General features: G+C 66.4%; 20 protein-coding genes. 13 read left to right on the forward strand and 7 right to left on the reverse strand.

The genetic code is table 11. The features are described 5' to 3' along the window. Positions 1-85: 85 nt before the first annotated feature. From N2K99_RS03155 to N2K99_RS03175, 5 genes are all read left to right on the forward strand, one after another. Positions 86-724, forward strand: coding sequence for a GNAT family N-acetyltransferase (locus N2K99_RS03155; RefSeq protein WP_227923136.1), 639 nt, complete (start codon positions 86-88; stop codon positions 722-724). Positions 725-741: 17 nt separating this feature from the next. Then, positions 742-1,578, forward strand: coding sequence for an MBL fold metallo-hydrolase (locus N2K99_RS03160; RefSeq protein WP_231711892.1), 837 nt, complete (start codon positions 742-744; stop codon positions 1,576-1,578). Positions 1,579-1,649: 71 nt separating this feature from the next. Further along, positions 1,650-2,897 carry an NRAMP family divalent metal transporter gene (locus N2K99_RS03165; RefSeq protein ID WP_227933836.1) on the forward strand — a complete coding sequence of 416 codons (1,248 nt, stop codon included), beginning with the start codon at positions 1,650-1,652 and terminating at the stop codon, positions 2,895-2,897. 179 nt (positions 2,898-3,076) lie between these two features. Next, positions 3,077-4,294 carry an NRAMP family divalent metal transporter gene (locus N2K99_RS03170; RefSeq protein ID WP_227933837.1) on the forward strand — a complete coding sequence of 406 codons (1,218 nt, stop codon included), beginning with the start codon at positions 3,077-3,079 and terminating at the stop codon, positions 4,292-4,294. Between the two features lie 32 nt (positions 4,295-4,326). Beyond that, on the forward strand, positions 4,327-5,136 hold the full coding sequence (locus N2K99_RS03175; RefSeq protein ID WP_227933838.1) for a putative hydro-lyase: 810 nt from the start codon (positions 4,327-4,329) through the stop codon (positions 5,134-5,136). A 24-nt stretch (positions 5,137-5,160) separates the two neighbouring features. Here the strand turns inward: N2K99_RS03175 and N2K99_RS03180 are convergent, their stop codons facing one another. The 4 genes from N2K99_RS03180 to N2K99_RS03195 form a co-directional block, all read right to left on the reverse strand. Beyond that, entirely contained in the window at positions 5,161-5,826 is a 666-nt protein-coding gene (locus N2K99_RS03180) for a GntR family transcriptional regulator (protein WP_227933839.1), read from the reverse strand. A 69-nt stretch (positions 5,827-5,895) separates the two neighbouring features. Continuing rightward, on the reverse strand, positions 5,896-7,632 hold the full coding sequence (locus N2K99_RS03185) for a biotin carboxylase N-terminal domain-containing protein (protein WP_227933840.1): 1,737 nt from the start codon (positions 7,630-7,632) through the stop codon (positions 5,896-5,898). Then, positions 7,629-9,518 carry a carboxyltransferase domain-containing protein gene (locus N2K99_RS03190; RefSeq protein WP_227933841.1) on the reverse strand — a complete coding sequence of 630 codons (1,890 nt, stop codon included), beginning with the start codon at positions 9,516-9,518 and terminating at the stop codon, positions 7,629-7,631. The genes N2K99_RS03185 and N2K99_RS03190 overlap by 4 nt, the downstream gene beginning before the upstream one ends. After that, positions 9,515-10,273, reverse strand: a complete 759-nt coding sequence (locus tag N2K99_RS03195) for a LamB/YcsF family protein (RefSeq protein ID WP_227923152.1) — start codon at positions 10,271-10,273, stop codon at positions 9,515-9,517. Before N2K99_RS03195 ends, N2K99_RS03190 begins: the two co-directional genes overlap by 4 nt. Before the next feature lie 304 nt (positions 10,274-10,577). On the opposite strand from N2K99_RS03195, the gene N2K99_RS03200 reads away from it, so the two are divergent. The 4 genes from N2K99_RS03200 to N2K99_RS03215 are packed head-to-tail and all read left to right on the forward strand — an operon-like array spanning position 10,578 to position 13,912. Continuing rightward, entirely contained in the window at positions 10,578-10,949 is a 372-nt protein-coding gene (locus N2K99_RS03200; protein WP_227933842.1) for a DUF6507 family protein, read from the forward strand. Beyond that, complete coding sequence (locus N2K99_RS03205; protein ID WP_227933843.1) at positions 10,946-12,721, forward strand: alpha/beta hydrolase; 1,776 nt, start codon at positions 10,946-10,948, stop codon at positions 12,719-12,721. The genes N2K99_RS03200 and N2K99_RS03205 overlap by 4 nt, the downstream gene beginning before the upstream one ends. Positions 12,722-12,736: 15 nt before the next feature. After that, the gene (locus N2K99_RS03210) at positions 12,737-13,321 is read left to right on the forward strand and encodes a hypothetical protein (RefSeq protein ID WP_260554761.1); all 585 of its coding nucleotides are present in this window, start codon (positions 12,737-12,739) and stop codon (positions 13,319-13,321) included. A 48-nt stretch (positions 13,322-13,369) separates the two neighbouring features. Continuing rightward, on the forward strand, positions 13,370-13,912 hold the full coding sequence (locus tag N2K99_RS03215; protein ID WP_227933845.1) for a hypothetical protein: 543 nt from the start codon (positions 13,370-13,372) through the stop codon (positions 13,910-13,912). A gap of 4 nt (positions 13,913-13,916) precedes the next feature. Here N2K99_RS03215 and N2K99_RS03220 read toward each other — a convergent pair whose 3' ends face one another. After that, positions 13,917-15,311: an FAD-binding oxidoreductase gene (locus N2K99_RS03220; RefSeq protein ID WP_227933846.1), complete on the reverse strand. Its 1,395-nt coding sequence runs from the start codon at positions 15,309-15,311 to the stop codon at positions 13,917-13,919. Positions 15,312-15,804: 493 nt separating this feature from the next. Here N2K99_RS03220 and N2K99_RS03225 point away from each other — a divergent pair, with 493 nt between their 5' ends. From N2K99_RS03225 to N2K99_RS03235, 3 genes are all read left to right on the forward strand, one after another. Further along, positions 15,805-18,456 (forward strand): glycoside hydrolase family 3 protein, encoded by a 2,652-nt coding sequence (locus N2K99_RS03225; protein ID WP_227933847.1) that lies wholly within the window; start codon positions 15,805-15,807, stop codon positions 18,454-18,456. A 304-nt stretch (positions 18,457-18,760) separates the two neighbouring features. Further along, positions 18,761-19,150, forward strand: coding sequence for a hypothetical protein (locus N2K99_RS03230; protein WP_227923166.1), 390 nt, complete (start codon positions 18,761-18,763; stop codon positions 19,148-19,150). A 118-nt stretch (positions 19,151-19,268) separates the two neighbouring features. Next, on the forward strand, positions 19,269-19,691 hold the full coding sequence (locus tag N2K99_RS03235; RefSeq protein ID WP_227923168.1) for a VOC family protein: 423 nt from the start codon (positions 19,269-19,271) through the stop codon (positions 19,689-19,691). A gap of 58 nt (positions 19,692-19,749) precedes the next feature. Here the strand turns inward: N2K99_RS03235 and N2K99_RS03240 are convergent, their stop codons facing one another. Next, positions 19,750-20,283, reverse strand: a complete 534-nt coding sequence (locus N2K99_RS03240) for a glyoxalase/bleomycin resistance/extradiol dioxygenase family protein (protein ID WP_227933848.1) — start codon at positions 20,281-20,283, stop codon at positions 19,750-19,752. Positions 20,284-20,362: 79 nt separating this feature from the next. Between N2K99_RS03240 and N2K99_RS03245 the strand changes: the two genes are divergently transcribed. Continuing rightward, complete coding sequence (locus tag N2K99_RS03245) at positions 20,363-21,175, forward strand: helix-turn-helix transcriptional regulator (protein ID WP_227933849.1); 813 nt, start codon at positions 20,363-20,365, stop codon at positions 21,173-21,175. 66 nt (positions 21,176-21,241) lie between these two features. On the opposite strand, the gene N2K99_RS03250 is transcribed toward N2K99_RS03245, so the two are convergent. Next, on the reverse strand, positions 21,242-23,896 hold the full coding sequence (locus tag N2K99_RS03250) for a M14 family zinc carboxypeptidase (protein WP_227933850.1): 2,655 nt from the start codon (positions 23,894-23,896) through the stop codon (positions 21,242-21,244). Between the last annotated feature and the right edge of the window lie 420 nt (positions 23,897-24,316).

Raw genomic sequence — 24,316 nt, forward strand, 5'->3', positions numbered from 1 at the left:
ACGCCCGGGCGGGGCGCCGGTCAATGGGTTGCGGCTGGTTTTTCCGGGAGGCCGGCCGGAGACCCGCATAGGCCATTATGGTGCCATGACTGCGAATCCCCTTGAGGTCCGTTGGCCCGTCACCACACCCCGCCTCACCATCCGCCCCGCCGTCCTCGAAGACCTGCCGCAGGTATTCGAGTACCGCCGGAAGCCCGAGGTCGCGCAATGGCTGACGGCCCAGCCCACGGACGTGGATACCTTCGTGGAGCGGCTCGGGCAGCCGGAGCAGCTGGCAGCCATTTTTGTTGTGGAACACGCCGGAACGCTGGTTGGTGACCTCTATCTTGTCCGCCAGGACGCGTGGGCGCAGAAAGAAATAGAGGTATTGGCACGGGGTACGCAGGCGGAGATCGGCTATGTCATCGCACCGGAATATGCCGGACGGGGATATGCGAGCGAAGCCGTAGCTGAACTGGTGCGCATCTGTTTCGAGGAACTGGGCCTGCGGCGGGTCGTGGCTGAGTGTTTCGCGGACAACACCGCATCCTGGCGGGTCATGGAAAAAACGGGTATGCGGCGCGAGGGGCGATCCCGGCAGGGGTCCCTACACCGCTCGGGCCGCTGGCTCGATGACCTTCGCTATGCGCTCCTGGCCGATGAATGGCGCGGCAGGAGGGCGGGGTCTGTCGGCGGAGCCCGCCGGCAGGGACAATGTCAGGCAGAACCGGTAGGGGAGCCGTGAAGAGCAGCCAGTACCGCATGAGCGAACCGGCAGCCGACGTCTTATTCGTGGAGGGCCCGGCGTCGAACTGGATCCTCCTGCGCCGGGCCGCGCAGTTCACGCTGATCGACGGCGGCTACCGCGGCGACCTGCCTCTGGTCCTGGCCTCCATCCGCGACGCAGGCCTGGACCCGGCCGACGCCGTCGCCGTCCTGATTACGCACGCCCACGTGGACCACACGGGAGCCGCCGCCTATTTTTCCCGCGAGTACGGCACGCCCGTCCTCAGCAGCGCCGCCGAGCATAAGCACCTCTCCGGGGAGGAAAAGTTCTCCGTTACGCCGCTGCAGGTACTGTTCCGCGCCTGGCAGCCCCGGGTCTTCCGCTGGGCGCGGCACGTGCTGCGCTCCGGCGGGCCGAAGGGCATACCGGTACGGTCGGCGGCCGTCTGGACCGATGACCTGCTGGCCGGGCTTCCCGGACGGCCGGTAGCGGTCCCGACGCCTGGGCACACCCCCGGGCACACCGCGTTCTACCTCCCGGACGCCAAAGCGGTGGTCACCGGCGACGCCCTGGTCACCGGCCACGCCATCAGTGCGCGCAGCGGTCCGCAGCTGCTGCATTCAATGTTCCATTACGACGGCGCGCGGGTGGACACTGCACTGGCGGTCCTGGCCGGGCTGGACGCCTGCCTGCTGCTGCCCGGACATGGTCCTGCGCTCCGCGCCGGGATCCGCGACGCCGTGGACACCGCCCGAAGCCGGCAAGCGGCGAAGCCCGGAAAGGTGGTTGTTCCCGGCGCCCGGAAAGCCGGCTGGGCGGGCGAACCCAACTACGGCCGGATGGAGCCGGGCGGCGATTCGATGCTTGGGTAACGTCTTCCGGCCCGTGTTCCGCCGCCGTACACTGGCCGCGGAAATCGCACCCGCGAGGAACGGACAGGCGCATGGACGAGCAGGCTGCCCCCGACGATCCGCCCGCCGCCGCAGGCAAGCGGGACCGGAAACCCCCTGACCCCAAGCGGGCCGCCATCCTCGGTGCCATGTTCCTGATGGCCACCAGCGCCATCGGACCGGGCTTCATCACCCAAACCACGGTGTTTACGGTCCAGCTGGGTGCCGCGTTTGCGTTCGCCATCCTGGTCTCGATCCTCGTGGACATTGCCGTGCAGCTGAACGTCTGGCGGATCATCGGCATTTCCGGCCTGCGTGCCCAGGTCCTGGGGAACAAGGTCCTGCCCGGTGCCGGGCTGGTGCTGGCCATCCTGGTGTTTGTGGGCGGGCTGGTCTTCAACATCGGCAACGTAGCCGGAACCGGGCTGGGCCTGAACGCCATGCTCGGGCTGGAACCGCGGATCGGCGCCGGGATTTCTGCCGTTCTGGCCATCCTGATCTTCCTGTCCAAACGGGCGGGCCTGGCACTGGACCGGGTAGTGGTGGTCCTTGGGATCGTGATGATCCTGTTGATGCTGTACGTGGCGATCATCGCCGGCCCGCCGGTGGGCAGCGCCCTGAAGAATACCGTGCTGCCGGACCAGGTGGACTTCCTCGCCATCACCACCCTGATCGGCGGCACCGTGGGCGGCTACATCACCTATGCCGGCGCGCACCGGATGGTGGATTCGGGCAACTCCGGGCTGGAGAACGTCCGCCCGATCACCCGCGCCGCGCTGCTGGGAGTCATTGTCACCGGCGTGATGCGGGTGCTGCTGTTCCTGGCCGTGCTGGGGGTGGTGGCGGGCGGGGCGGTGCTGACCGGCGGGAACTTGGCGGCCGATGCCTTCAAGATAGCTGCCGGCGAGTTCGGCATCCGGCTGTTCGGCATTGTCTTCTGGGCGGCGGCACTGACCTCGGTGATCGGTGCGTCCTACACATCGGTGTCCTTTATTACCAAGCTCACCACCAGTACTCGTACCCGGAACCTGCTCACGGTGGCCTTCATTGCCGTGTGTGCAGCCGCCTACCTGCTCGCCGGGCAGCCGCCGCAGACCCTGCTCGTTTTTGCCGGAGCCTTCAACGGGCTGATCCTCCCGCTGGGCTTCGCCGTCCTGCTGTGGGCAGCCTGGCGCCGCAGCGACCTGCTCGCCGGGTACCGGTATCCGCGCTGGCTGCTGATCGCCGGGGTGCTGGCCTGGCTGCTGACCCTCTACCTCGGCTGGAACTCGGTCGCCGGGCTGATCGACCTCTGGGCGTAGGGCCACGGCCCTCCCGGCCGTTCCCAGAGGCCCGGGAATGTCCGGGCCGTAACCCCCTGTAAAGACCGTGTTAACAATCGCCGGATCGTTCAACAAAACGCTTGCGGATTGTTGAACAACCCTTAGACTGCTGGAAGCCCACGTGGCATGCCCCACACCTTCCAGCGATCGGAATCACCATGGACAGCACGTCTACCAAGGTAAAGGTCCGGCCCAACGCCAAGCGCACGGCCTTACTCGGTGCCATGTTCCTGATGGCCACCAGTGCCATCGGCCCCGGCTTTATCACCCAGACCACGGTGTTTACGGTCCAGCTGGGTGCCGCGTTTGCGTTCGCCATCCTGGTCTCGATCCTGGTGGACATCGCGGTCCAGCTGAACGTCTGGCGGATCATCGGTGTCTCCGGCCTGCGCGCCCAGGTTTTGGGCAACAAAGTCCTCCCGGGGGCCGGCTGGGTCCTCGCGGGACTGGTCTTCCTGGGCGGGTTGGTCTTCAACATCGGCAACATTGCCGGCACCGGCCTGGGGATGAATGCCATGCTGGGCCTGGACACCAAGATCGGCGGCGCCATCTCCGCCGCCGTCGCCATCTTCATCTTCCTGTCCAAAAAGGCAGGCCTCGCCCTGGACCGGATTGTGGTGGCACTGGGCGCAGTGATGATCCTGCTGATGCTCTACGTAGCCATCAGCGCCGCGCCGCCGGTAGGGGAGGCGCTGAAGAACACTGTCCTGCCCGAGCAGGTGGACTTCCTGACCATCACCACGCTGATCGGCGGCACGGTGGGTGGCTACATCACCTACGCCGGCGCGCACCGCCTGCTGGATTCGGGCACCACCGGTCCCTCATACGTCAAGGACATCACCAAGGTCTCGATGCTGGGGATCATTGTCACCGGCGTCATGCGTGCCCTGCTGTTCCTGGCCATTCTGGGCGTCGTGGCCGGCGGGGTTACCCTGGCCGGCGACAACCTGGCCGCCGACGCGTTCCGGCACGCCGCCGGCGAGATCGGGCTGCGGATGTTCGGCATCGTGTTCTGGGCTGCGGCACTGACCTCGGTGATCGGCGCGGCCTACACCTCGGTGTCCTTTGTTACGACGCCGGCCACCAAGGACCGCACGCGCAGCTGGATCACCGTCGGGTTCATTGCCTTCTGCACCGTGGTGTATCTGTTCCTGGGCCAGGCACCGCAGACCCTGCTGGTCTTCGCCGGTGCGTTCAACGGGTTGATTCTTCCGCTGGGCTTCGGCATCCTGCTCTGGGCGGCCTGGCGGCGCCGGGACCTGCTGCAGGGCTACGAATACCCCAAATGGCTGCTCATCATCGGTGTGCTGGCGTGGGCGCTGACGCTGTTCCTGGGCTGGAACTCGCTCTCCGGCCTCGCCGCACTCTGGCAGTAGCGGGCACCGCCCTCCGGAAAGGATGAGCTGACATGGAAAACCTCACCGACGCGGCGGTATTGAACCCGGCCGGCCTAACACCGGCCGCAGCCCGGGCGATGTTCCGGGACGGACTGGTCACGCCCACAGCGGGCTGGTCCGCCGGCTACGCGCAGGCCAACCTGATCATCGTGCCCAAGGCGCAGGCCTTCGACGTCCTGTTGTTCGCCCAGCGCAACCCGAAGTCCTGTCCCATCCTGGGAGTGCTCGACGCAGGGGAAACCGCCGGGCCGCTGCTGGCCGGCGGTGACATCCGCACCGATCTGCCCCGCTACACCGTGTACGAAAACGGTGTGAAGGTCGCCGAGCCCACAGACATCACCGGATACTGGCGCGAGGACCTGGTCACCTTCATTGTCGGCTGCAGCTTCACCTTCGAGGCGGCCCTGCAGGAGGGCGGCATCCGGATCGCCCACATCGACCAGGGCACCAACGTGCCGATGTACCGCACCTCGGTCCGCTGCGAACCGGCCGGATCCATGGCCGGACCGCTGGTGGTCTCGATGCGGCCGGTGCCCGCCTCGCAGGTGGCCGACGCCGTGCGGATCACCTCCCGCTACCCGGCGGTGCACGGCGCTCCCGTGCACGTGGGCAATCCGGCGGAGATCGGCATTACCGATCTGGGCCGGCCCGACTTCGGCGAGCCGGTGCAGATTGCCGACGGGTACGTGCCCGTGTTCTGGGCCTGCGGCGTGACCCCGCAGGCGGCGGTCATGGAGTCGAAGCCGGCGCTGGCCATCGGGCACGCACCGGGGCACATGCTCATCACCGATGCGCGGGACAGTTCCTACCTGGTCCCGTAGATCGGCCCGTGCCGTGAGCCGAGCCTACGGATGCACGTGCGCCAGCAGCTCGGCCTCGGCGGAATCCAGGTAGGCCTGCAGCACCTTTGCGGCCTTGGCGCGTTTACCTGCGCGCAGCAGGTCCACCAGCCGGGCGTTCTGCTCCACATAGGTGGAGTGGAAGTCCGGCTGGCTGCTCATGGCGTGGAACACTAGGCGCATTTCGGCCAGCACCCGGCCCATCACCTGCTGCAGATGCGCGCTGCCGGACATTGCGACCAGCCCTTGGTGGAAGGCCTGGTTCGCGGCGGCCATTTCCGCCACCGCCCCGCGGGCCTTCGCATCCCGGGCCTGGGCGATCACCGCGTCCAGCCGGTCCAGGTCCAGTTCCGGGCCCCAGAGCACGGCCGAGGGTTCCAGCATCTTCCGCACCCGGTAGATCTCCCGCACGGCGTCGGCCCCGGGAGCGGCCACGAACACCCCGCGGTTGGGATAGCGGGTGACGGCGCCTTCAATGCTGAGCATGGTGAACGCCTCGCGCAGGGTATTGCGGGAGACCTGCAGGGACGCGGCCAGCTGCTGTTCCGAGAGTTTGGTGCCGGGCAGGAGTTCGCCTGCGGCGATGCTGGCGCGCAGCACATCGGCCACCCACACCGTGGTGTTCGCGTGGTCGGCGCGCTCGATGGTGGCGTCCCCCAGGTTCACAGGCATCTCCCTAATCTAGCGGCACTAGAGGGTAAACGGATGCCCGGCCGCGGGGAACGGCCGGGCATCCGGGTCTTAGGCGCCGATGGTCCCCAACGAATCCCGGCGGCCGACGGCGGTGCCCGGTTCCAGCCCGGCACGGGCGAAGGTGCCGGCCCGGTGGGCGCGGACGGTGGTTTCCATCTTCATCGCCTCCAGCACGGCCACCGGATCGCCCTCGGCCAGCTGCGCGCCGTCGTCGGCCAGCCACTTCACCAGGTTCCCGGCCATCGGCGAGGCGAGCACGCTCTCGTCCGCGGCGCCGGCCTCGGCCGGAGCGGCCGCGGCACCGCCGCCGCCGGCCCGCAGCGCGTTGAGCAGCGCGGCCGGCACACCCAGGGCCACGGCCTTGCCGTCGACGTCGATGGTCACCGTTTCCCGCTCGGCGCCCGGCAGGGACGCGGCGATTTCCGGCGAGGCGGCCAGCGGCTCGGCGAACTCGGACTCGATCCAGGTGGTGTGCACGCCCAGCTGGTCGGGGCGGTTGAACGCCTCCGAGCGCACCACGGCCCGGTGGAAGGGCACCACCGTAGGCACGCCGCGGATCACCAGTTCGTCCAGGGCGGCCCGTGCCCGGCGCAGGGCCTGCGGCCGGTCCTCGCCCCAGACAATCAGTTTGGCCATCAGCGAGTCATACTCGGCGGGCACCACGGACCCGGAGCGTACGCCGGAGTCCATCCGGATGCCCGGGCCGGTGGGCGGCTCGAAAGTCTCCACGGGGCCGGGGCCGGGCAGGAATCCGCGGGCCGGGTCTTCGGCGTTAAGCCGGAATTCGAACGCGTGACCGTGCGGCACAGGATCCTCCGTGAAGGACAGCGGCAGACCGTCGGCAATGCGGAACTGCTCGCGGACCAGGTCCACGCCGGTGGTTTCCTCGGTGATCGGATGCTCCACCTGCAGCCGGGTGTTCACTTCCAGGAAGCTGATCAGCCCGTCGGGGGAGACCAGGTATTCCACGGTCCCGGCACCGGTGTAGCCGGCTTCGCGGCAGATGGCCTTGGCGGATTCGTGGATGGTGGCCCGCTGCTCATCGGTGAGGAACGGGGCGGGGGCTTCCTCCACGAGTTTCTGGTTCCGGCGCTGCAGCGAGCAGTCCCGGGTACCGACGACGACGACGTTGCCGTGCGTGTCGGCCAGCACCTGGGCCTCCACATGGCGGGGCTTATCCAGGAACCGTTCGGCGAAGCACTCGCCGCGGCCGAAGGCGGACACCGCTTCGCGGACGGCTGATTCGAAGGCATCCTCGACGTCTTCGAGCCGGCGGGCGATCTTCATGCCGCGGCCGCCGCCGCCGAAGGCCGCCTTGATGGCCACGGGCAGGCCGTGCTCCTCGGCGAAGGCGCGGACCTGTTCGGCGCTTTGGGCCGGTCCCTCGGTGCCGGGCACCAGCGGGGCTCCGGCGCGGACGGCGATGTCGCGGGCGGTGACCTTGTTGCCCAGGTCGCGGATGGCCTGCGGGGAAGGCCCGATCCAGGTCAGTCCGGCGTCGAGCACGGCCTGGGCAAACTCGGCGTTTTCGGAGAGGAATCCGTAACCGGGGTGTACCGCGTCGGCGCCGGCGCGGCGGGCAGCGTCGATCAGTTTGGGGATGTTCAGGTACGTGTCCGCGCCGGCGGAGCCGTGCAGGGGATAGGCCTCGTCCGCGAGGCGCACGTGCAGGGCATCGGCATCCGGGTCCGAGTACACGGCGGCGGAGCCGATCCCGGCGTCGGCGCAGGCGCGGGCCACGCGCACGGCAATTTCGCCGCGGTTGGCGATCAGGACCTTCTTCATGGGGTTCCTTCCGTAAACAGCCCGGCGGTTTCCTCCGCGGAGAGCGGGGCCAGGGTGTCGGGGTTCGAGAAAACAAAGCGGACCGGGTGTCCGGGCGGCAGCTGGGCGGCAACAGGCAGGTCCTGGGGTACGACGACGGCGATCACCGGGTAGCCGCCGGTGACCGGATGGTCGGCCAGGAACAATACGGGCAGGCCCGAAGGCGGCACCTGCAGCGAGCCGGCCACTACGCCTTCGCTGGGCAGTTCCCCGTCCCGGACGCGTTCCAGCGGGGCGGCGTCGGGGTCAGCCGGGTCGGTGGCGAGCCGCACGCCGATCCGGTTGGACTCATTGGTGGCCAGCCAGATGTGTGCGGTCAGGGCGGTGGCGGCGTCGGGGCCGAACCAGTCCTGCCGCGGACCAGCGGTGATCCGGAGCAGAGTGGGTGTGCGGCCGTCGCCCAGGGTGCCCGGGGCGGTGCCTTCGGGCAGGGGAGACGGTTCGGCGGTGCCGACCGGTGCGACGCCGGGAACGTCGCCGACGGGCAGGCGAGTGCCGGCGTCGAGCGGTGCCGGGCCGATGCCGCTCATCGTGTCGGTGCTGTGGCTGCCCAGCACCGGGTCCACGGCCAGCCCGCCGCGTACGGCAAGGTAGATACGGACGCCGCGGTACGGTGTGCCCAGGCTCAGGGTTTCCCCGTCCAGCAAGGCAAAGGGCGTGTTCAGCGGTGCGGGCCGGTCCCGTGTGCCGCCTGGGGATACGACGGCGGCCGGTGTCTCCGCTCCGGACAGTGCCAGGACGGTGTCGCCGTGTGCCGTCAGCTCCAGTCCGCCGAACAGGTTCTCGATCACGGCAGCGTCCGCCGGGTTGCCGACCAGCCGGTTGGCCTGGCGGGCCGAGCGGGTATCGGCGGCGCCGGCGGCGGAGACGCCGAGGTCCGCATAACCGGGGCGGCCCAAGTCCTGGATCAGGGACTGGAGGCCTGGATTGCGAACCTCGAGATAGCCGTGGTCATCCTGGGACCTGCCCTCGCCTTGGGTGGGCTGGAAAGTCCCATCGCCCCTTAGCGCTTCGGATCCACCCTCCTCCTCGCAAGCTCGGAGAGGGGACCCTGATCCTTCGCTGCCTCGTCGTTCCTCACTCGGCGATGCGGGACTCACGGGACTTGCCAGCCCTGTCGCGTTCAGCGATGCGGGGCTCACGGAATCGCGGGTTCCATTGTCCGCCTTCGCCTGCGATAGAGAGGTGGTAATCAATTCACGGACGGGGTTGAAAATGACTGAATCGCCAGGACGGATGAGAGCAGGGTTGGGGCGGGAAAGGTCCCATAGTTTGGCGTTGGTACGGCCGATTAATTGCCAGCCGCCGGGGGAGGTGCGGGGGTAAATAGCTGAATAGTCGCCGGCGAGGGCCACCGAGCCGGCCGGAACCGCCTTGCGGGGGGTGCTGCGGCGCGGAACGTTCAGCGCCGGATCCCCGCCGACGAGGTAGGTGAAGCCCGGGGCGAAACCGCCGAACCCGCCGGTCCACGCCGTGCCGGTATGGGCGTTGATGACCGCCTCTTCGGAGAGACCGGTGAGCCGGGCCACCTCGGCGAGGTCCTCGCCGTCGTACACCGTGTCGATGGTGACCGTGCGGGCGTCGGGCAGTTCGGCGTGGCTGAAGTCCAGGTGCTCCAGGAGCCCGACGGCGGCCACTGTCTCGCTGCGTCCGGCGAACCGGACCAGCACGGTTCCGGCGGCGGCCAGCGCATCAATCTGGCCGGGCAGGGGCCGGGCCTGCAACTGGGCATGGAGGGCGACGACGTCGGCCAGCGAGCCGAGCTCGACCAGCAGGGCCCTGGTGCCGGCGGGGCGGATGGCGCCGATCCGCGGTCCGCCGGTGTGCGCCTTGGGGGTGGTGCTCACACGAAGCTCTGGATGGTCACGCCGGCGTTTTCCAACCCGGCGCGGACGGCCTTCGCCATGGCCACGGCCCCGGGGGTGTCGCCGTGCACGCAGATGGATTCGGCGGACATGGGGATGTCGGTGCCGTCGACGGCGGTGATGGTGCCCTGGGTGGCCAGGCGGACCATGTTGACGGTGACCTGCCCGGCGTCGTGGATCACGGCGTTGGCCTCGCGGCGGGACACCAGGGTGCCGTCGGGGTTGTAGTTGCGGTCGGCGAAGGCTTCGGTGACGCCGCGCAGGCCAGCCTCGGCGGCGATGTCCAGGGCCACGGCGCCGGGCAGCAGCAGGACAGGCAGGTCCTTGTCGAAGGTGCGGACCGCGTCGATCACGGCCTTGGCGTGGACTTCGTGCCTCACGATGGTGTTGTACAGCGCGCCGTGGGGTTTGACGTAGCGGATTTCTGAGCCGGCTGCCCGCGCCATCGCCTGCAGGGCGCCCAGCTGGTAGAGCACGTCGTCGAACAGTTCGGTGTAGGAGCAGTCCAGGAAGCGCCGGCCGAAACCGGCCAGGTCCCGGTAGGCAGGGTGCGCGCCGATGGTGACACCGGCGGCGACGGCGTCGCGGCAGGTCCGGGCGATGGTGGAGGGGTCACCGGCGTGGAAACCGCAGGCCACATTGGCGCTGGATACGGATTCGAAGACGGCGGCGTCATCGCCCATCTTCCAGTTGCCGAAGGACTCGCCAACGTCGCTGTTCAGGTCAATGACGGTCATGGTCCTGCCTCCTGCTTCTGATGCAATGTGTTTCTACAGTGTGCCCGGTCACCTTGGATTGTTCAACAATCCAAGGTTTGTTGCTGATGTCGGCAGGCCACGGGGCCGGCCGCGGTACCACGTATTCTGCTCCCGCGGTTGCCGTTGCGGGAGGCCTGACAAGAGGAGGGATAAGACCAACAGTCAGTTCCGGGCCAAGACCGGACGGGGGTTTGCCCAACCCTTGGCTGGCCTGCATGGGTAGTTCTACCCATTCCCTATATGTTTGTTTTCCCATATGTTGATGGCCATATAGGGGGAACTGATGGAAATAGACATTCAGGTGGACCAGGTTCGAAGCCTCTTGGCGGACGCTTCCCGTGAGTTCGACGAATTAGAAGCGGCCAGAAATACGTTGGAGTCCCAGATCGAGGCTCTGGTTGAAGCCCTGGGGAAGTGCGCGGAAGTATCGGCGGCAGTCACCCGTGCGGGCACGGAAATCCTTTGGCGCGACCAGTCGGCAATTATGGTGCGATGCAACAACGCTGTTATGGGCGTGGGGCAGGCCGTGACCGAATACCAGAGGGGCGATGAGGAGATGGCCATGAATGTCATGAACGCCCAGCGCGCGGCATCCTCACCGCCCATAAAATCACTCCAGGATTCGAACGGTTATTACTTGAGGGCCGAAGAATGACGTACCTCCGGCATGCATTCTTTGTTGACACCCTTGAGTTGCGGTTGCTGCCGGATGGCGGACCGATCCAGCAAAAAGCCAAGGAAATCCTGGCCGGTGCCGAGGTGTTCCAGGAAGTCGTGTCCTCGGCCGGCAATAGATGGCAGGCACTGGGCCTGGTTTATCAAGCCCCGGAACAGGAGCTTGCCCTCCGGGCCATGGACGAACCGTCCAAGCAGGCTGGGACCCATCTTGAAAGCGTGCGCGTATTTCAGGAAGCCTTGGACACCTTCGGCCGGGAACTGGAAGAGATCGACTATGAGACCCGAGCCTTGGACGAGGCTGCCAATGCGGCGTATGGGGTATGGCTGGAGCGATTGGACGAGTTGAATGCGCAGGACGCGTCCACTTACGAGATGGAGGCTGCCCGCGAAGAATTGAATGCTCCCCTGCAAACCCGTCTTGCCGAGATCACCCAACGATATGAGCAGGCGAGGCAAGCCTGCGTCCGTTCGCTGGGCGCGATTGCACGATCCAGCCCCGACGTCATTTCCTCCTATCCATCGTTCGTCATGGATCTGGCTGCTACTGAGCGTGATGATGCCATTGCAGCCTTAGACAAGGCATTGGCTCCCGACGCCAGCCCCGAGGACATCAAAGCCTTTTACAATCTCCTGCTCTTGGCCGGCCCTGATCTGATGAAAGAACTCGGCAAGAGGCCGGGGGCAGCACAATTTGTGGCCGGCATGAGTCCCCATGAGGAAATGAAGTTCTGGGGCAAGCTGAGCCCGGAGCAGCAGGGGGCTCTTCTGGTTGCGCTTCCCGGTCTGGTGGGAAGCCTGGAAGGCGCGCCCTATAAGACGCGCGATACGGCAAACCGGCAGTTACTTGGGATTCTTCAGCAAGAACTAATCGAGGACCTCCGGAACTCCGGGAGGGTCGGAACGGATTACGAAGCCCTGGCAGTAAGGCAGGGGGCGCTGGAAAGCCTGGCCCTGGCCCTGAGCAAGAAGGACCGGTACTTGATCTCGCTTGATCCGCGTACCGATGCCCCTCTGGCACAAGTCGCAGTGGGGAATCCTGACACAGCCAGGAACGTCACCTACGTGGTACCGGGGATGTACAGCTCCTCCGTGGACGCCCTCGGCCTGGTCACCCAAGCAGACGACCTCCGCAAGCGCCAAAGCCTAGAGGGTATCTATGGGAATGACACAGCCGTGATCGCCTATATGGGGTACGAATCACCGACTCTCGGACAAGTTACCAGCGAAGACCTCGCAGAAAAGGGTGCCCCGGCGTTTGCTGACTCACTCGATGGCTTGTACCTAACCAGGAGCGCTGCAGGCACCGTCGTTGAGGTTAACGTCATTGCGCACTCCTACGGGACCACGATGACAGCTATCGCCTTGGGGCAGACGGACTATGGTGTGGCAAGCGCGGTGCTGCTTGCGTCCGCAGGTCTGCCGGAAGGTGTCGCGGTCGCAGATTTTAACGTGGGCCTCGGCTCTGATGGGGAAAGAAAAGTGTTCGTTACGACCGCAGAGGCGGATTCGCTTGCCCCCTGGGGATCCGACATGAGCTGGCGAACCGATCCTGCTGACGAAGCTGACCCCTGGGGCGGGAGGGTGTTCAGCTCCGATGAGGTTACCGTGAATAACATTTCCTACGAAGCGGTGGAGGATCACCATTTACATTTGTACTTGGAGGGCGGCACCTTCAGCATGAAAATCACCGCCCTGGTCACGAGCGGGGGAAGTGAAGAGGCTGTTGAACTAATAAAAGCGGCTCAGTAATGATTGGAAATCAAAGTGCAGCAGCTGTCAAAAGTCCTTCTGATCGCAGTTCTGTTATCTCTCCTGGCCGGTATCTCCGGCTGTGCAGAAAGGAATGAAACCATGACCGCCCCTGATGGCCCTGCAACAAATCAAGCCAGTTCTACCGACAAAACCTCGAGGGAATCCTATGACGAGTTTGTGGCTCAGATGGATGAGATTCTGGCCGTCACTGGGGCACAGGCCGGCTGGACCACGGAATTCTCGGAACCGTGGCCATTGGAACCCGGCAATGTGTTGACCCCGGAACCCTGCGACGTCGAAAACTGGAGGACGTCTCCGTATCAGTTATCGCTTCAGGTCCTTGGGCCGGGTGCGGAGGACCTGCAGGCGGACCGCGATGCGATGATTCGATATATGGAAGACCAGGGGCTGGAAGTCAGCGGGGTGTTCGGGGATTCGTCCTATCCCGAACGCGTAGCCTGGAACGCCTTTGGCCGTGGTGAGAACGGATTGACGATCGATTACGGTACGAGCAAGGATCGACGGTCGGTCATTCTGCAGGGTGAGTGCTCCAGCCATCCGTCCATGCAAAACGGCGTCTCCCGGGACGCGCCCTGACTCATGAACCCTTTCCGGATACGGCGGCCAGCTCTTGTGCTGTTATGCATGCTGACTGTTGTCGCTGCCAGCATGTCCGGCTGCGCCGGAGAAACGGGGCAGTCAGGATCCGGCGGCGGTTCTGCTCCGTCCGCTACGGACAAAACCTCACGGGAGTCCTACGACCAGTTCGTGGCTCAGATGGCAGAAATCCTAGCGGTTACCGGAGAGCAGGCCGGCTGGACCACGGAATTCTCGGAGCCGTGGCCATTGGAACCCGGCAACGAGCTGACCCCGGAACCCTGCGACGTCGAAAACTGGAGGACGTCTCCGTATCAGTTATCGCTTCAGGTCCTTGGGCCGGGTGCGGAGGACCTGCAGGCGGACCGCGATGCGATGATTCGATATATGGAAGACCAGGGGCTGGAAGTCAGCGGCGTCCTCGGAGATCCTTCGTACCCGGAGGGCGTGGCGTGGAACGCCTTCGGACGAGGAGAGAACGGGCTGATGGTCGACTATGCCGTTAGCTCGCACCATCGGGCAATAACCCTGCACGGGGAGTGCTCCGCCCATCCGTCCATGCAGAACAAAGTCTCACAGGAAGCTCCCTGACCTCCTAGCCGGTCGGCACGATGTTGTGGTTCCGCCGGAAGAGGTTCTGCGGATCGTAGGCGGTCTTCAAAGCGGTGAGCCGGGCCAGCTTGTCCGGGCCGTAGACGGACGGGGCGGTGCCCTGTGCGACTGGATCCTCGGCGCCCATGAAGTTCACGTACTGCGCGCCGGAGGAGAACGGTTCCACGGCCTTCGCCAGCCCGCGGACAAAAGCCGTACGCGCGGCGTCGTCCGCCGGGTCCTGCCAGAAACCGTAAATGTTCAGCCAATAGGGGGCATCCCTGGTGGGAAAGGCGGTGGCGTCGTCCGCGACCCGGCCGTAGGCGCCGCCCAGATGGTGGATGTCAAAGCCGGTCCCGTGCCAGGTCTGGTCACAGCCGGCGCGGACCAGGGTGTCTATGGCGGCGTCATCCAGCCGGTCGATGGAGGCGTTTTTCCAGTAGGCGCGGGAGCCTGGCGGAAACGTTGAGTCCATGGCCGTCTGCCAGTCGGACCATTGCACCGCTTCCACTGCCTCGATATCAGGCGGAGCTGCCGCGGTAAGCTGCCGGATCAGCGCGGCCCCGGCCTCCTGATCCGGGTCCGCCCAAGCGAGTCCGATCACCATCAGCGGTTGGTCCCCCATGTCCCATTCCTCGATCGGCACTAGGCAGCTGATGATGGTGGTCATCTCATCGGGCAGGTCGGCCGCCCACGCGTCATAGGCGCGGAGCGCAGAGCGCCAGTGCATATTGCCGTACGCCAGGTTCCCGGTGAGGACCTGCGCGGGCAGTGGATGGGCGGAGAAGGTAAAGGAAGAAACGACGCCGAAGTTCCCGCCCCCGCCGCGCAGCCCCCAGAACAGTTCAGGATGGTCGCCAGCGGATGCGTGGACGGACTCGCCGTCGGAGGTGACGACGTCGGCCGCCACCAGGTTGTCGATGCTCAGTCCATGCGCGCGGGTAAGCCAGCCGACACCCCCGCCGAGGGTTAGCCCGGCCACGCCGGTGCCGGAAACGACGCCCATGGGAACGGCCAGGCCGTACGGTTCGGTGGCGGCGTCGACGTCGCCCATGGTGGCTCCCGCCTGCACCGTGACAGTGCCGCTGTCCACGTCTACGCTGACGTCTCGCAGGCCACTCATATCCAGCACGATCCCGTCCGCCACCGTCCCGTTCCCCGCCACGTTGTGCCCGCCGCCGCGGACCGCCAGCGGCAGGTTCCACTGCTGCGCAAAGGCGAGGACCGCGGCAATATCCTCCACGGATGCAACACGCACCACCATCGCGGGCAGGACGTCGATCATGCCGTTCCAGACGCGCCGGGCGTCGTCGTACGTCTCGTCCTGCGGCAGGACGACGGAACCGGTCAGGGACGCCCGCAGGTCCGCAACGGCGTCCGGGGAAAGGAGGGGTTCCATGGGATTACACCGCCTTCGAGCGGCAGCCGCCGGACGCCCGGATGGTGTCCGGTCCAGTCGTTTCCTGCCGCTGTAAAAAGTCTTCGCCTGCCGCCCCGGCGAATCAAGGGCGGCCCGCAACCTAAGGATGCGCGGGCTAAATCCCCTCCCGGGCAACCGATACCGCGAACCTTGGTTGTCCCTTCCCTTCCGGCCCCATAGCGTCCTTCCTGCACTCGCACCGCCGTCCCGTCACCCGGAACGGCACGTCAGCTGCGCGGGCCGCCCGTCGGGGAGGGGCCAACCCGTTCTGCGAACTCTCGCATCTTCGCCGGATGCGGCAACTGACACCGCTGCGCCCCTGGGGGTGAACGCGGCCCAGTATGAGGGAACAGCCATGCATCAACGAAAAAAATCAGTACGACTCGGGCTGGCGTCGCTTGCAGCGATGCTGGTTGCCGGAAGCCTTTACCCAGCCGGTGCCGCTGCGGCACCCCTAACACCGGAAACCGGGGTGGCGCTCCCATCCCAGGCGCCGCCGGGCATGCCGTGGATGGACCCGGAACTGTCACCGGATGAACGGGCGGACCTGGTGGTCGCCGTGATGACAATGGAACAGAAGGTGACCTACCTGATCCAAAGCGGCGGGCCGGGGCTGCCGGAACTGGGCCTGCCGCCCATCCGCAGCAAGGACGGCTGCTGCGGACTCGCCCTGGAAACCCAGGACACCACGGCACTGCCGGCCGGAGTGGGACTCGCGTCCTCCTTCAGCCCGGAACTCGCCCAGGCCTACGGCGCCGTGGGCGGTGAGGAAGCCCGGGCGACCGGCTACAACGCCATCGCCGGCCCCACCATGGACCTGGTCCGGACGCCCTTCAACGGGCGGATGTGGGAAGACCTCGGCGAGGACCCAATGCTGAGCGGCGACATTGCCGCGGGGCAGGTGCAAGGTGAGCAGAGCGCGGACATCTCGGCGCTTCCCAAGCACTACAACCTGAACAATTTCGAGACCCGCCGCGGGCACGTGAACGTCCTGGTGGACGAGCGGACCCTGCAGGAGACCTACACCCGCCCCTGGGAAACCATGGTGAGCGAGGGGGATCCCGGCGCCATTATGTGCTCTTTCAACCGGGTGAACGGGCCGTTCGCCTGCGGCAATGACACGCTGCTCAACCAGATCCTCAAGGGCCAGCTGGGCTTCCCTGGGTTCGTCTCCTCGGACTTCAACGCCGCGCACAGTTTCGAGGACTACGCGGCGGGGCTCGACGTCGCCGGGCCGGGCCTCGAATTCTCCGGACCCGCGCTCCTGGCGGCGGTGCAGAACGGGCAGGTCTCCGAGGAACGGGTGACCGACGCCGCCCGCCGGGTGGCGCGCACAATGTTCGACAAGGGCATCGTGGACAACCCGCCGGTCGGCTCCTTCATCAACCCGCAGCCGGCCGACCCGCCGGTGCCCGCGGAAATGCTCGACGAGCACGCAGAGGTGGCGGAACAGGCCGCCCTCGAAGCGGCGGTGCTTTTGAAGAACGAGGGCAGGACCCTGCCGCTGGATGACGACGCCGGTTCCGTGGCGGTCATCGGTTCCGACGCCGATTGGTACATCGACGGCGGCGGCAGCGGTGCCATTCCCAACCCTGCCCGGCTGACCACCATCCTGGACGGGATCACCGCCCGGGCTGCCGGAACAGCCGTCGAATGGGCGCCCGGTACGGATCCGGTGTCCCTGGGCGACACGATTCCCGGCCCGCCGCCGGTCCCCAGCGGAGTGCTGACGGACCTGTCCGCGAGCTACTGGACCGGGATCAATACCTTCGAAGGTGAGCCCGCACTGGCCCGGGACGAGCTGCAGGTCAATCTGCGGACCGGTATCTCGGCCGACACCATCAACACCTCCCAGATACCGGGCATCGGGGCGCAGCTGGCGTCGCAGCCGATTTCCGTCCGCTGGACCGGCACCCTGGCGGCGCCCACCACGGGAAGCTACACGCTGTCCCTGACCCATCTGGGCACCGCCCGGCTGTTCCTGAACGAGCAGGAAGTCATCACCGGACCGGCTGCGCCGTTCGGCACCCAGGAAGCAACCGTGGACCTGACCGCCGGACAGAATGTGGCCGTGCGGATCGACTACACCACGGACGCGCCGAACCAGTTCAACGGCGGACTCAATGATCAGCCCGGAGCCATGATGCGCTTCGGCTGGACTCCGCCGGAGGACGTCCTGCCGCCGGCCATGGCCGAAGCGGTGGCTCTCGCCGCCGAGTCCGAAGTGGCCGTGATCGTGGCGCGGGACTACACCGGGGAGGCCGCTGACCGCGGCTCGCTGGTGCTTCCGCAGGACCAGGATCGGCTCATTTCGGCTGTCTCGGCAGTGAACCCGAACACCGTCGTCGTACTGGCGACGAGCGGTCCGGTGACCATGCCGTGGATCGAGGACGTACCGTCGGTGATGGAAATCTGGTACCCCGGCCAGGCACAGGGAACGTCGACGGCGGCGCTGCTGTTCGGCGACGCGAACCCGTCCGGCAAGCTGCCGGTCACCTTCCCGGTCAGCGACGAGCAGGCCGTCCAGGTGGCACCGCCGGCACCGTTCTCGCTCATTGAGATCGTGGATCCTGAGGTTCCCTATGTTGAGGGCGTGTTCGTAGGCTACAAGGGGTACCTCGAGCAAGGTCTGACTCCGCTCTTCCCCTTCGGCCACGGCCTGTCCTACACGAAGTTCGACTACGGGAAACTGCGGACCACGCACAAGGTGGACGCCTCCGATCCGGAGGCCGCGGTGTCGGTGCGGGTATGGAACACGGGGCATTACACCGGCGAGGAAACACTGCAGGTGTACGTGGGCAACCTGCCCACCGATGTTCCGACGCCGGCCCTGCAGCTCGCCGGGTACGGCAGTGTGACGCTGGCGCCGGGGGAGTCGGACCGGGTGGAAATCGAGCTGGATCCGCGCTCCCTGCAGTACTGGGACGAGACCGAGAGTGCTTGGGTGACTCCCACCGGAGAGGTCCCCATCTACGTGGGCCGCTCGGTGGAGGATCTCCGGCTGGCCGGAAGTCTCTACGTCAGTGACAGGCACGGCGGTCATCACGGCCACCATGGACACCACGGTCATCCGGGTCATCACGCTGGCTGGGGCGGCGGAGGGCACGGGGGAGGCCGCGGCTAGGATCGGTTGCCGCTGAACTGGAAACTAAAGGGCCTCCCGGAACGACTATTCGTCGTCCGGGAGGCCCTTTACTTTTTGATGCGGTGCGCCTCTAGCGGAGCTGCCAGGAGTTGAGGTGTTGTGGGTCACGGCAAGGACGAGTGCCAGCGGTTTCAGAAGGCGCTGTCGTTACAGATTCGGTGCTTCCGAATCGCCAAAACCGGGGCAATCCGGGGGCCGTAACTGAAACAATAGGAAAGGCGGCTTACTTGTTCGATGCCGCCCGTACCACCAGAGTCTCGTGCCCAGGAATGGAGCCCCCCAAGTGTCACCCGAATCAGCCCAGCCGTTTGAAATTTCCGAAACGGACCGCGTCACCGTCTACGGTGCGAAGAACTTTCCCGAGGTGGCCGGGCTGCTGCCGGACTCCGCGTTCCTCGCCGAGGATGACGGGCGCTTCCCGGCCGACGTCGTGCTGCTGTTCGTAGCCTCCGCTGCCGACCTGGCGCATGACCTGGCCAAGGCTGCCGCCGCCGTCGAACCCGGCGGATCCCTCTGGGTCTGCTATCCGACGGCGGACGTCGACGGCGGCGCCCCGGACCTGAACCGGGACACCGTGGCTTCCCTCGTGGAAACGAATGACTGGGAGCCCGTGGGCGACGCCGTTATCAACAGCGAGTGGTCTGCGGTGCGCGGGCGGCCGGCGGGGAAGTAAAGCAGGGAAGCCGCAGGACCGGACCGCGCAGGGCGGAATTTGGTCCGGCGGGTTCCGCAGGGATGGAGGTCGGCGCATACTCGGGAGCATTCGATCCGTCACCCGTAAGGAGACAACCATGTCCACCCTGATGAACCCTTACCTCAGCTTCCGGGACAACGCCGCCGAAGCGATGGCGTTCTACCAGGACGTTTTCGGAGGAACGCTGGAAAGTTCCACCTTCGGCGACATGAACATGGCCGAGGATCCATCCGAGGCGAACAAGATCATGCACTCCTCCCTGACCACTGACAATGGCCTGGTGTTAATGGCTTCGGACACGCCCAACAGCATGAATATGGACTCGGGCAGCAGCTACTCCATCTCCCTCAGCGGTGATAACGGTGAGGAGCTCCGCGGGTACTGGGACAAACTGCTCGACGGCGGCCAGATGACCATGCCGCTGGAAAAAGCGCCGTGGGGAGACATGTTCGGCATGCTGACCGACCGGTTCGGAACCAGCTGGATGATCAGCATTGAGACTGAGGACTCTAGCCGCTGAAGCGCCTCTAGCCGCTGAAGCGCCCGGCACTTTGAGCCGCCGCCTTCACGGCGGCGGCTCAGCTGTCTCCGCCGGACTGCTCCGCCGCCCACTCGGCGACACGGCGGGCGCTTTCCTCCTCGGAAAGGTCCTCCACCCGGGACATCACTGACCAGCGGACCCCGAACGGGTCACGGATACTGGCGAAGCGGTCTCCCGAGACAAAGGTCGTCAGTGGTTCGCGGACAACGGCGCCGGCCGCCACCGCCCGGGCGACGGTCTGGTCCGCATCGGCGCAGTAGAGCCCGAGCGAGTAGCAGTCGTTGTCCCCTTCCGGAGGGAGCACCAGCCCGAAAGCGGGATTGGGTTCGCCCAATTGCAGCCGGCCCATGCCGAAGTCGAGATCGACGTGCACCACCATGCCGTCCATCTCGGTCACGTCCACCACCCGGGCCCCGAACACGTCACGGTAAAAGGCGGTGGCGTTCCGGGCATCCGGTACGGCCAGGAACGGGGTCAGGCTCGTGGCGCCGTGCGGAATCCCGCCCGTGGTGTGTTCTCCGGTGAGGCCGGTGATGGTTTCGTCTGGAGTGGTGTTGTCTGTGAATGTCATGCTGCAAGGCTAGGCAGCAGCAGTAGGGTGGCGCTTGAAGATTCGCGACAGGCCAGGAAGCACGAGAAATGAGCAGGCTATGGAGGAACAGTGGCGTGGGTTGCTTTATCCCGCTCGGCTGCCTGCGTTCCACCGGCTGCTCCCGCCGGACCCGCTTCGGGACCGCTTTCGCTGGGTCTGGATTCCGGAATGGGACCTGGCACCCGGCAAGGTCTCCCGGCAGGAGGTCCTGCCGTTCCCGGCGTTGAACCTGGTGGTGCAGGAGGAAGGTGTCAGTCTTTCCGGTCCCGCCACGCGGCGCTCCTTCCGCGACCTGGCGGGGCGGGGTTGGGCCGTCGGGATGTTGCTGCGGCCGGCAGCCGTACCGGTCTTCACTGATGACCCGGGCGGACTCCGCGACGCGGAAATCCCGTTCCACGCCCCGGACCTGCATACCGCGGTGATGGCCGCCATGAGCTGCGGCGCCGGTGGAGCGGGGGATGACGACGACGGCGCTCGCCGCCGGGAGCGCGCTGCGGCGGCGGTAGCCGCGTGGCTGGAGGCCCGCGTACCGGTACCAACAGCCGAAGCCGAAGCGGCCAATCGGTTGGAGGACCTGATCCAATCCGACCGCGAGCTGACCCGGGTTGACCAGGCAGCCGACCAGCTCGGTGTCTCCGTCCGGACCCTGCAGCGCCTGGCGCGCCGGTTTGTCGGCCTGCCGCCGCTGGCGATGATCCGCCGCTACCGGCTGCAGGAGGCAGCGGAACGTCTGCGCGGCAACACCGAACTCTCCATTGCCGATGTTGCCGCCGATCTCGGTTACGCCGACCATGCGCACCTGGCCAACGCGTTTCGGGAAGTCCTGGGCTTCACCCCCAGCGGCTACCGGCACTCCGCGGCCCAGCAGTGAGGGTCCGCCCCGGACATTCCCGGGTCGGAGCAAAACGCTCCAACCCGGGAACCGCCTGGCGAACGACTAACCCCCAAACCGGGCAGCCATTTCATCGGCCGTCAGCTCGGTGCCTGCACCGTTGTAGATGGCGTTGGTGACCACCGTCCAGGAAGCGCGCGGCCAGGTGCGGAAGGTGATGTGTCCGCCGGCAATGGTCACTTCCCCTTCCCCAACATCGAAGGACGCAATGTTGGTGGCTCCGTTGAGCGCCTCGGCACCAAGAGCGTAGCCGCTGACCAGCGGGTTGCCCTCGGCCGGATAGCGCGACACCGAGGTGCCCTCGCCGGTGAGCCGGAACGCGGCGTCGTTGTTGAACCAGGTGGGCCAGGCCGCCGGCATGCCCCACGCCGCCGGCTGGGAGGTGTCATACTCCTGGGCCAGCAGCGCACCGGGCACAGTAAAGACTTCCCGGTCCGTCGGAGTTACGTTCTCCACCGGCAGTCCCATCGCGGACGCGGCGGTCAGGGACGAGGATCCCAGGGCCAGGACGTTCCCGCCCTGGTTGGCGAAGTCGGCCAGCCGCTGCGGAGCGTCCGGAACACCGGCAGCCCAGGCGAACTCCTCCGGATACTTGGTGGCGTCCAGCCCGACGGTCAGCCGCTCGGTGGTGATGCCCGGAGCCAGCACAAGGGTGTCGAACTGCTCGGACAGGGTGGCGTAGTCCGCGGCCTCCACCACCTCGTAGTTGGTGCCGAACTGGTCCATCATCCACATCAGCCAGCCGCCGGGCATGTTGTTGGCGCCCCGGACCAAGCCCACCCGGGTGTTCTCGGCGAGCTGGACCGCCCCGGTGGCAGGCATTGCAGCGGTGGCGTACACCGGCAGCGCCGTGTCCCGGACGGCCCGGGTCAGCGTTTCCCGTGCCCGGGCCTCTCCGGCGGGAACCATCAGGGCACCCGGCGCGAATTCCTGTCCGTCGACAGTGATCGCGCCGGCGGCCCGGTAGGCGTCCACGCCGGCGTCCTGCAGTGCGTCGATGATCCGGCCCAGCCCGTAGGACTCGGCACTGAGGATGTAGGCGCCGTCGGCACCGGGTGCACGGGGCATCCGGATGCGCTCCTGCGTGATGGCGCGCACCTGCCGGGTCTCGGCGTCGAACTCTTCCTGCACCGCCGCCACATCCACGCCCATAAACAGGGCCACGTTGTCGGTGGTTTCGCTGTACGGCAGGATCAGCGGGCAGTCGTCGCATTTCCGGGCGCTGTCCGGATACTCGTCGATGCGCAGCAGCTGATCCACCCAGCGGCCCAGCGGCTGCTGGGTGCGCATGATGTAGGACCCGGCGTCGAACTCCCGGCCCTCGGCCGTGAACGGTGCGGTGGCCTCCTCAATCTCCACCTCGCCGAAGTCGAAGATCCGCATCATGTCGTACACCGCGTACGGATCCCGCTGGTCGGCGGGCACCACGTACGCGTACGGGCCGCCGTCCCAGGTTTCGCTGTTCGCGTTGACCCGGTAGAGGTTGTTGAGCAGCCAGGACTGCGGATCGCCGGCCACGGTGTTCAGCCCGGAGAACGCGGCCGAGGTGGCGTACTGGACAATCTGCTTCAGCGTCCAAGTGTCCGAGTCATACGGCAGGGGAGAGCGCATGGTTTTGTCCACCGGCTCCAGCACGCCCTCGCCGGTGTACGGGTAGGCGAGGTCCCGGACGGAAGCGATCTCGGTGAGGAAGGTGGAGGTGCCGAGGAAGGTGCCGTACCCGGCGACGTCGGCGTTCCACAGGATGCCGTACGCGTCGTCGGACTTCACGCCCTTGAGCCCTTCGGCCACGAGGTCCCGCTGCGTGAACTGGCCCAGTGCGTTGGAGGATGAGATGGCAATCGGGTCCACATCGGGGGAGAGCGGTTCGTCATAGGGCGGGGTCCAGATCCGGGGGCTTTCCGTGCCGGCCTGGTGCATGTAGTGCTGCACCACCGGCCGGTATTTCTGCTCCAGCGCCACCCGGGTGCGGGATTCCTTCTGCGTGAACATGAACCAGTCGCGGTTGTTATCGTGCCCCACGTAGCGGTGATAGAGGTCCGGATAGACCCGGTTGTATTCCGTGCCTGCGGTCGAGTTGAAGTAATCCACCACCATCTGCTGGCCGTCCGGATTGGCGGAAGGCACCACCAGCACCACGAGATTGTCCAGGATCCGGTTCATCGCCTCGGAATCCTCGGTGGCCAGGCGGTGCACGATGTCGACCAGCGCCTGGGTGTTCCCGACTTCCGTCGCGTGGATGGACGCTTCGATGTAGTAGACAGGGACCGTGGTTTGGGCGAGCTGCCGGGCGTACTCTTCCGGTTCCATCCCGGCGCCGGCGGCTTCCGCGGCCATGGCGTCGGGATCGGCAAGCCGTTCATTGACGGCCAGGATCGAATCCAGCCGGCCCAGGTTTTCCTCGCTGCTCAGGCGCAGGATCGGATATTCGTTGTTGTCCGTGGTCCGGTCCACCACCTCGTACTCCACTTCGGGCGATGAGTCGGCAATGGTTTCGAAGTACTCGGAAATGTCGCTGAAAGCCGCCAGCCGGCCCTCGTCGCCCATTTCGAAACCGAAGTACTCGGCAGGAGTGGGCAGATCCGGAAGTTTGCTGGCAGGGGCGGTTTCGACGCGCGTTCCGGCGGCCGGGGAAATGGTGAGCCCGAGCAGGGCAAGGGAAGTGACAACCGCCGCGGCGGTTCGATGTCGAAGTTGCATGAAGGATCCCTCAGAGAGAGGCTGCGCCCACCCCCTGGTGCAGCGGGTACTGCTTCGAGTCCGCATCGTGGAGCGTGCGGCGGTGCGGGACGACGCCGGCCGGTCACCATCGACCGGCCGGCGGTGCCGCGGTGTGCCGCACCCAGTGACGGTGCGGCGGCGCGAGTGTATGGGGGACGCTATGGGTGCGGCTCACGGGCGTCAATACGGGGTGGCCGGGGTGCTGCCTGCGGGCAACGCATCGGCCGGAGTCGGGTTCCCGATCCCTCGGAATCGACGTGGAAACTTTTCTAATTTCCTCTTGTGATGTACGCCACATCAGGATATGTTGTCTTCGCCTACAAATTGTTGATGCCATGCGTCGACTGGGCGCTACAGCGTTGTATCCGCTCGATCCAGCCCGCGGGCGGACCGTGGCCG

The sequence above is a fragment of the Arthrobacter sp. zg-Y1110 genome, from assembly GCF_025244865.1.
In the GTDB taxonomy this organism is placed as follows: Bacteria; Actinomycetota; Actinomycetes; order Actinomycetales; family Micrococcaceae; genus Arthrobacter_B.

What these genes read in the sequence shown, in the direction of transcription:
- N2K99_RS03155 (WP_227923136.1), top strand. Translation starts at nt 86, where the DNA reads ATGACTGCGAATCCCCTTGAGGTCCGTTGGCCCGTCACCACACCCCGC.
- N2K99_RS03160 (WP_231711892.1), top strand. Translation starts at nt 742, where the DNA reads ATGAGCGAACCGGCAGCCGACGTCTTATTCGTGGAGGGCCCGGCGTCG.
- N2K99_RS03165 (WP_227933836.1), top strand. Translation starts at nt 1,650, where the DNA reads ATGGACGAGCAGGCTGCCCCCGACGATCCGCCCGCCGCCGCAGGCAAG.
- N2K99_RS03170 (WP_227933837.1), top strand. Translation starts at nt 3,077, where the DNA reads ATGGACAGCACGTCTACCAAGGTAAAGGTCCGGCCCAACGCCAAGCGC.
- N2K99_RS03175 (WP_227933838.1), top strand. Translation starts at nt 4,327, where the DNA reads ATGGAAAACCTCACCGACGCGGCGGTATTGAACCCGGCCGGCCTAACA.
- N2K99_RS03180 (WP_227933839.1), bottom strand. Translation starts at nt 5,826, where the DNA reads ATGCCTGTGAACCTGGGGGACGCCACCATCGAGCGCGCCGACCACGCG.
- N2K99_RS03185 (WP_227933840.1), bottom strand. Translation starts at nt 7,632, where the DNA reads ATGAAGAAGGTCCTGATCGCCAACCGCGGCGAAATTGCCGTGCGCGTG.
- N2K99_RS03195 (WP_227923152.1), bottom strand. Translation starts at nt 10,273, where the DNA reads ATGACCGTCATTGACCTGAACAGCGACGTTGGCGAGTCCTTCGGCAAC.
- N2K99_RS03200 (WP_227933842.1), top strand. Translation starts at nt 10,578, where the DNA reads ATGGAAATAGACATTCAGGTGGACCAGGTTCGAAGCCTCTTGGCGGAC.
- N2K99_RS03205 (WP_227933843.1), top strand. Translation starts at nt 10,946, where the DNA reads ATGACGTACCTCCGGCATGCATTCTTTGTTGACACCCTTGAGTTGCGG.
- N2K99_RS03215 (WP_227933845.1), top strand. Translation starts at nt 13,370, where the DNA reads ATGCTGACTGTTGTCGCTGCCAGCATGTCCGGCTGCGCCGGAGAAACG.
- N2K99_RS03220 (WP_227933846.1), bottom strand. Translation starts at nt 15,311, where the DNA reads ATGGAACCCCTCCTTTCCCCGGACGCCGTTGCGGACCTGCGGGCGTCC.
- N2K99_RS03235 (WP_227923168.1), top strand. Translation starts at nt 19,269, where the DNA reads ATGTCCACCCTGATGAACCCTTACCTCAGCTTCCGGGACAACGCCGCC.
- N2K99_RS03240 (WP_227933848.1), bottom strand. Translation starts at nt 20,283, where the DNA reads ATGACATTCACAGACAACACCACTCCAGACGAAACCATCACCGGCCTC.
- N2K99_RS03245 (WP_227933849.1), top strand. Translation starts at nt 20,363, where the DNA reads ATGGAGGAACAGTGGCGTGGGTTGCTTTATCCCGCTCGGCTGCCTGCG.
- N2K99_RS03250 (WP_227933850.1), bottom strand. Translation starts at nt 23,896, where the DNA reads ATGCAACTTCGACATCGAACCGCCGCGGCGGTTGTCACTTCCCTTGCC.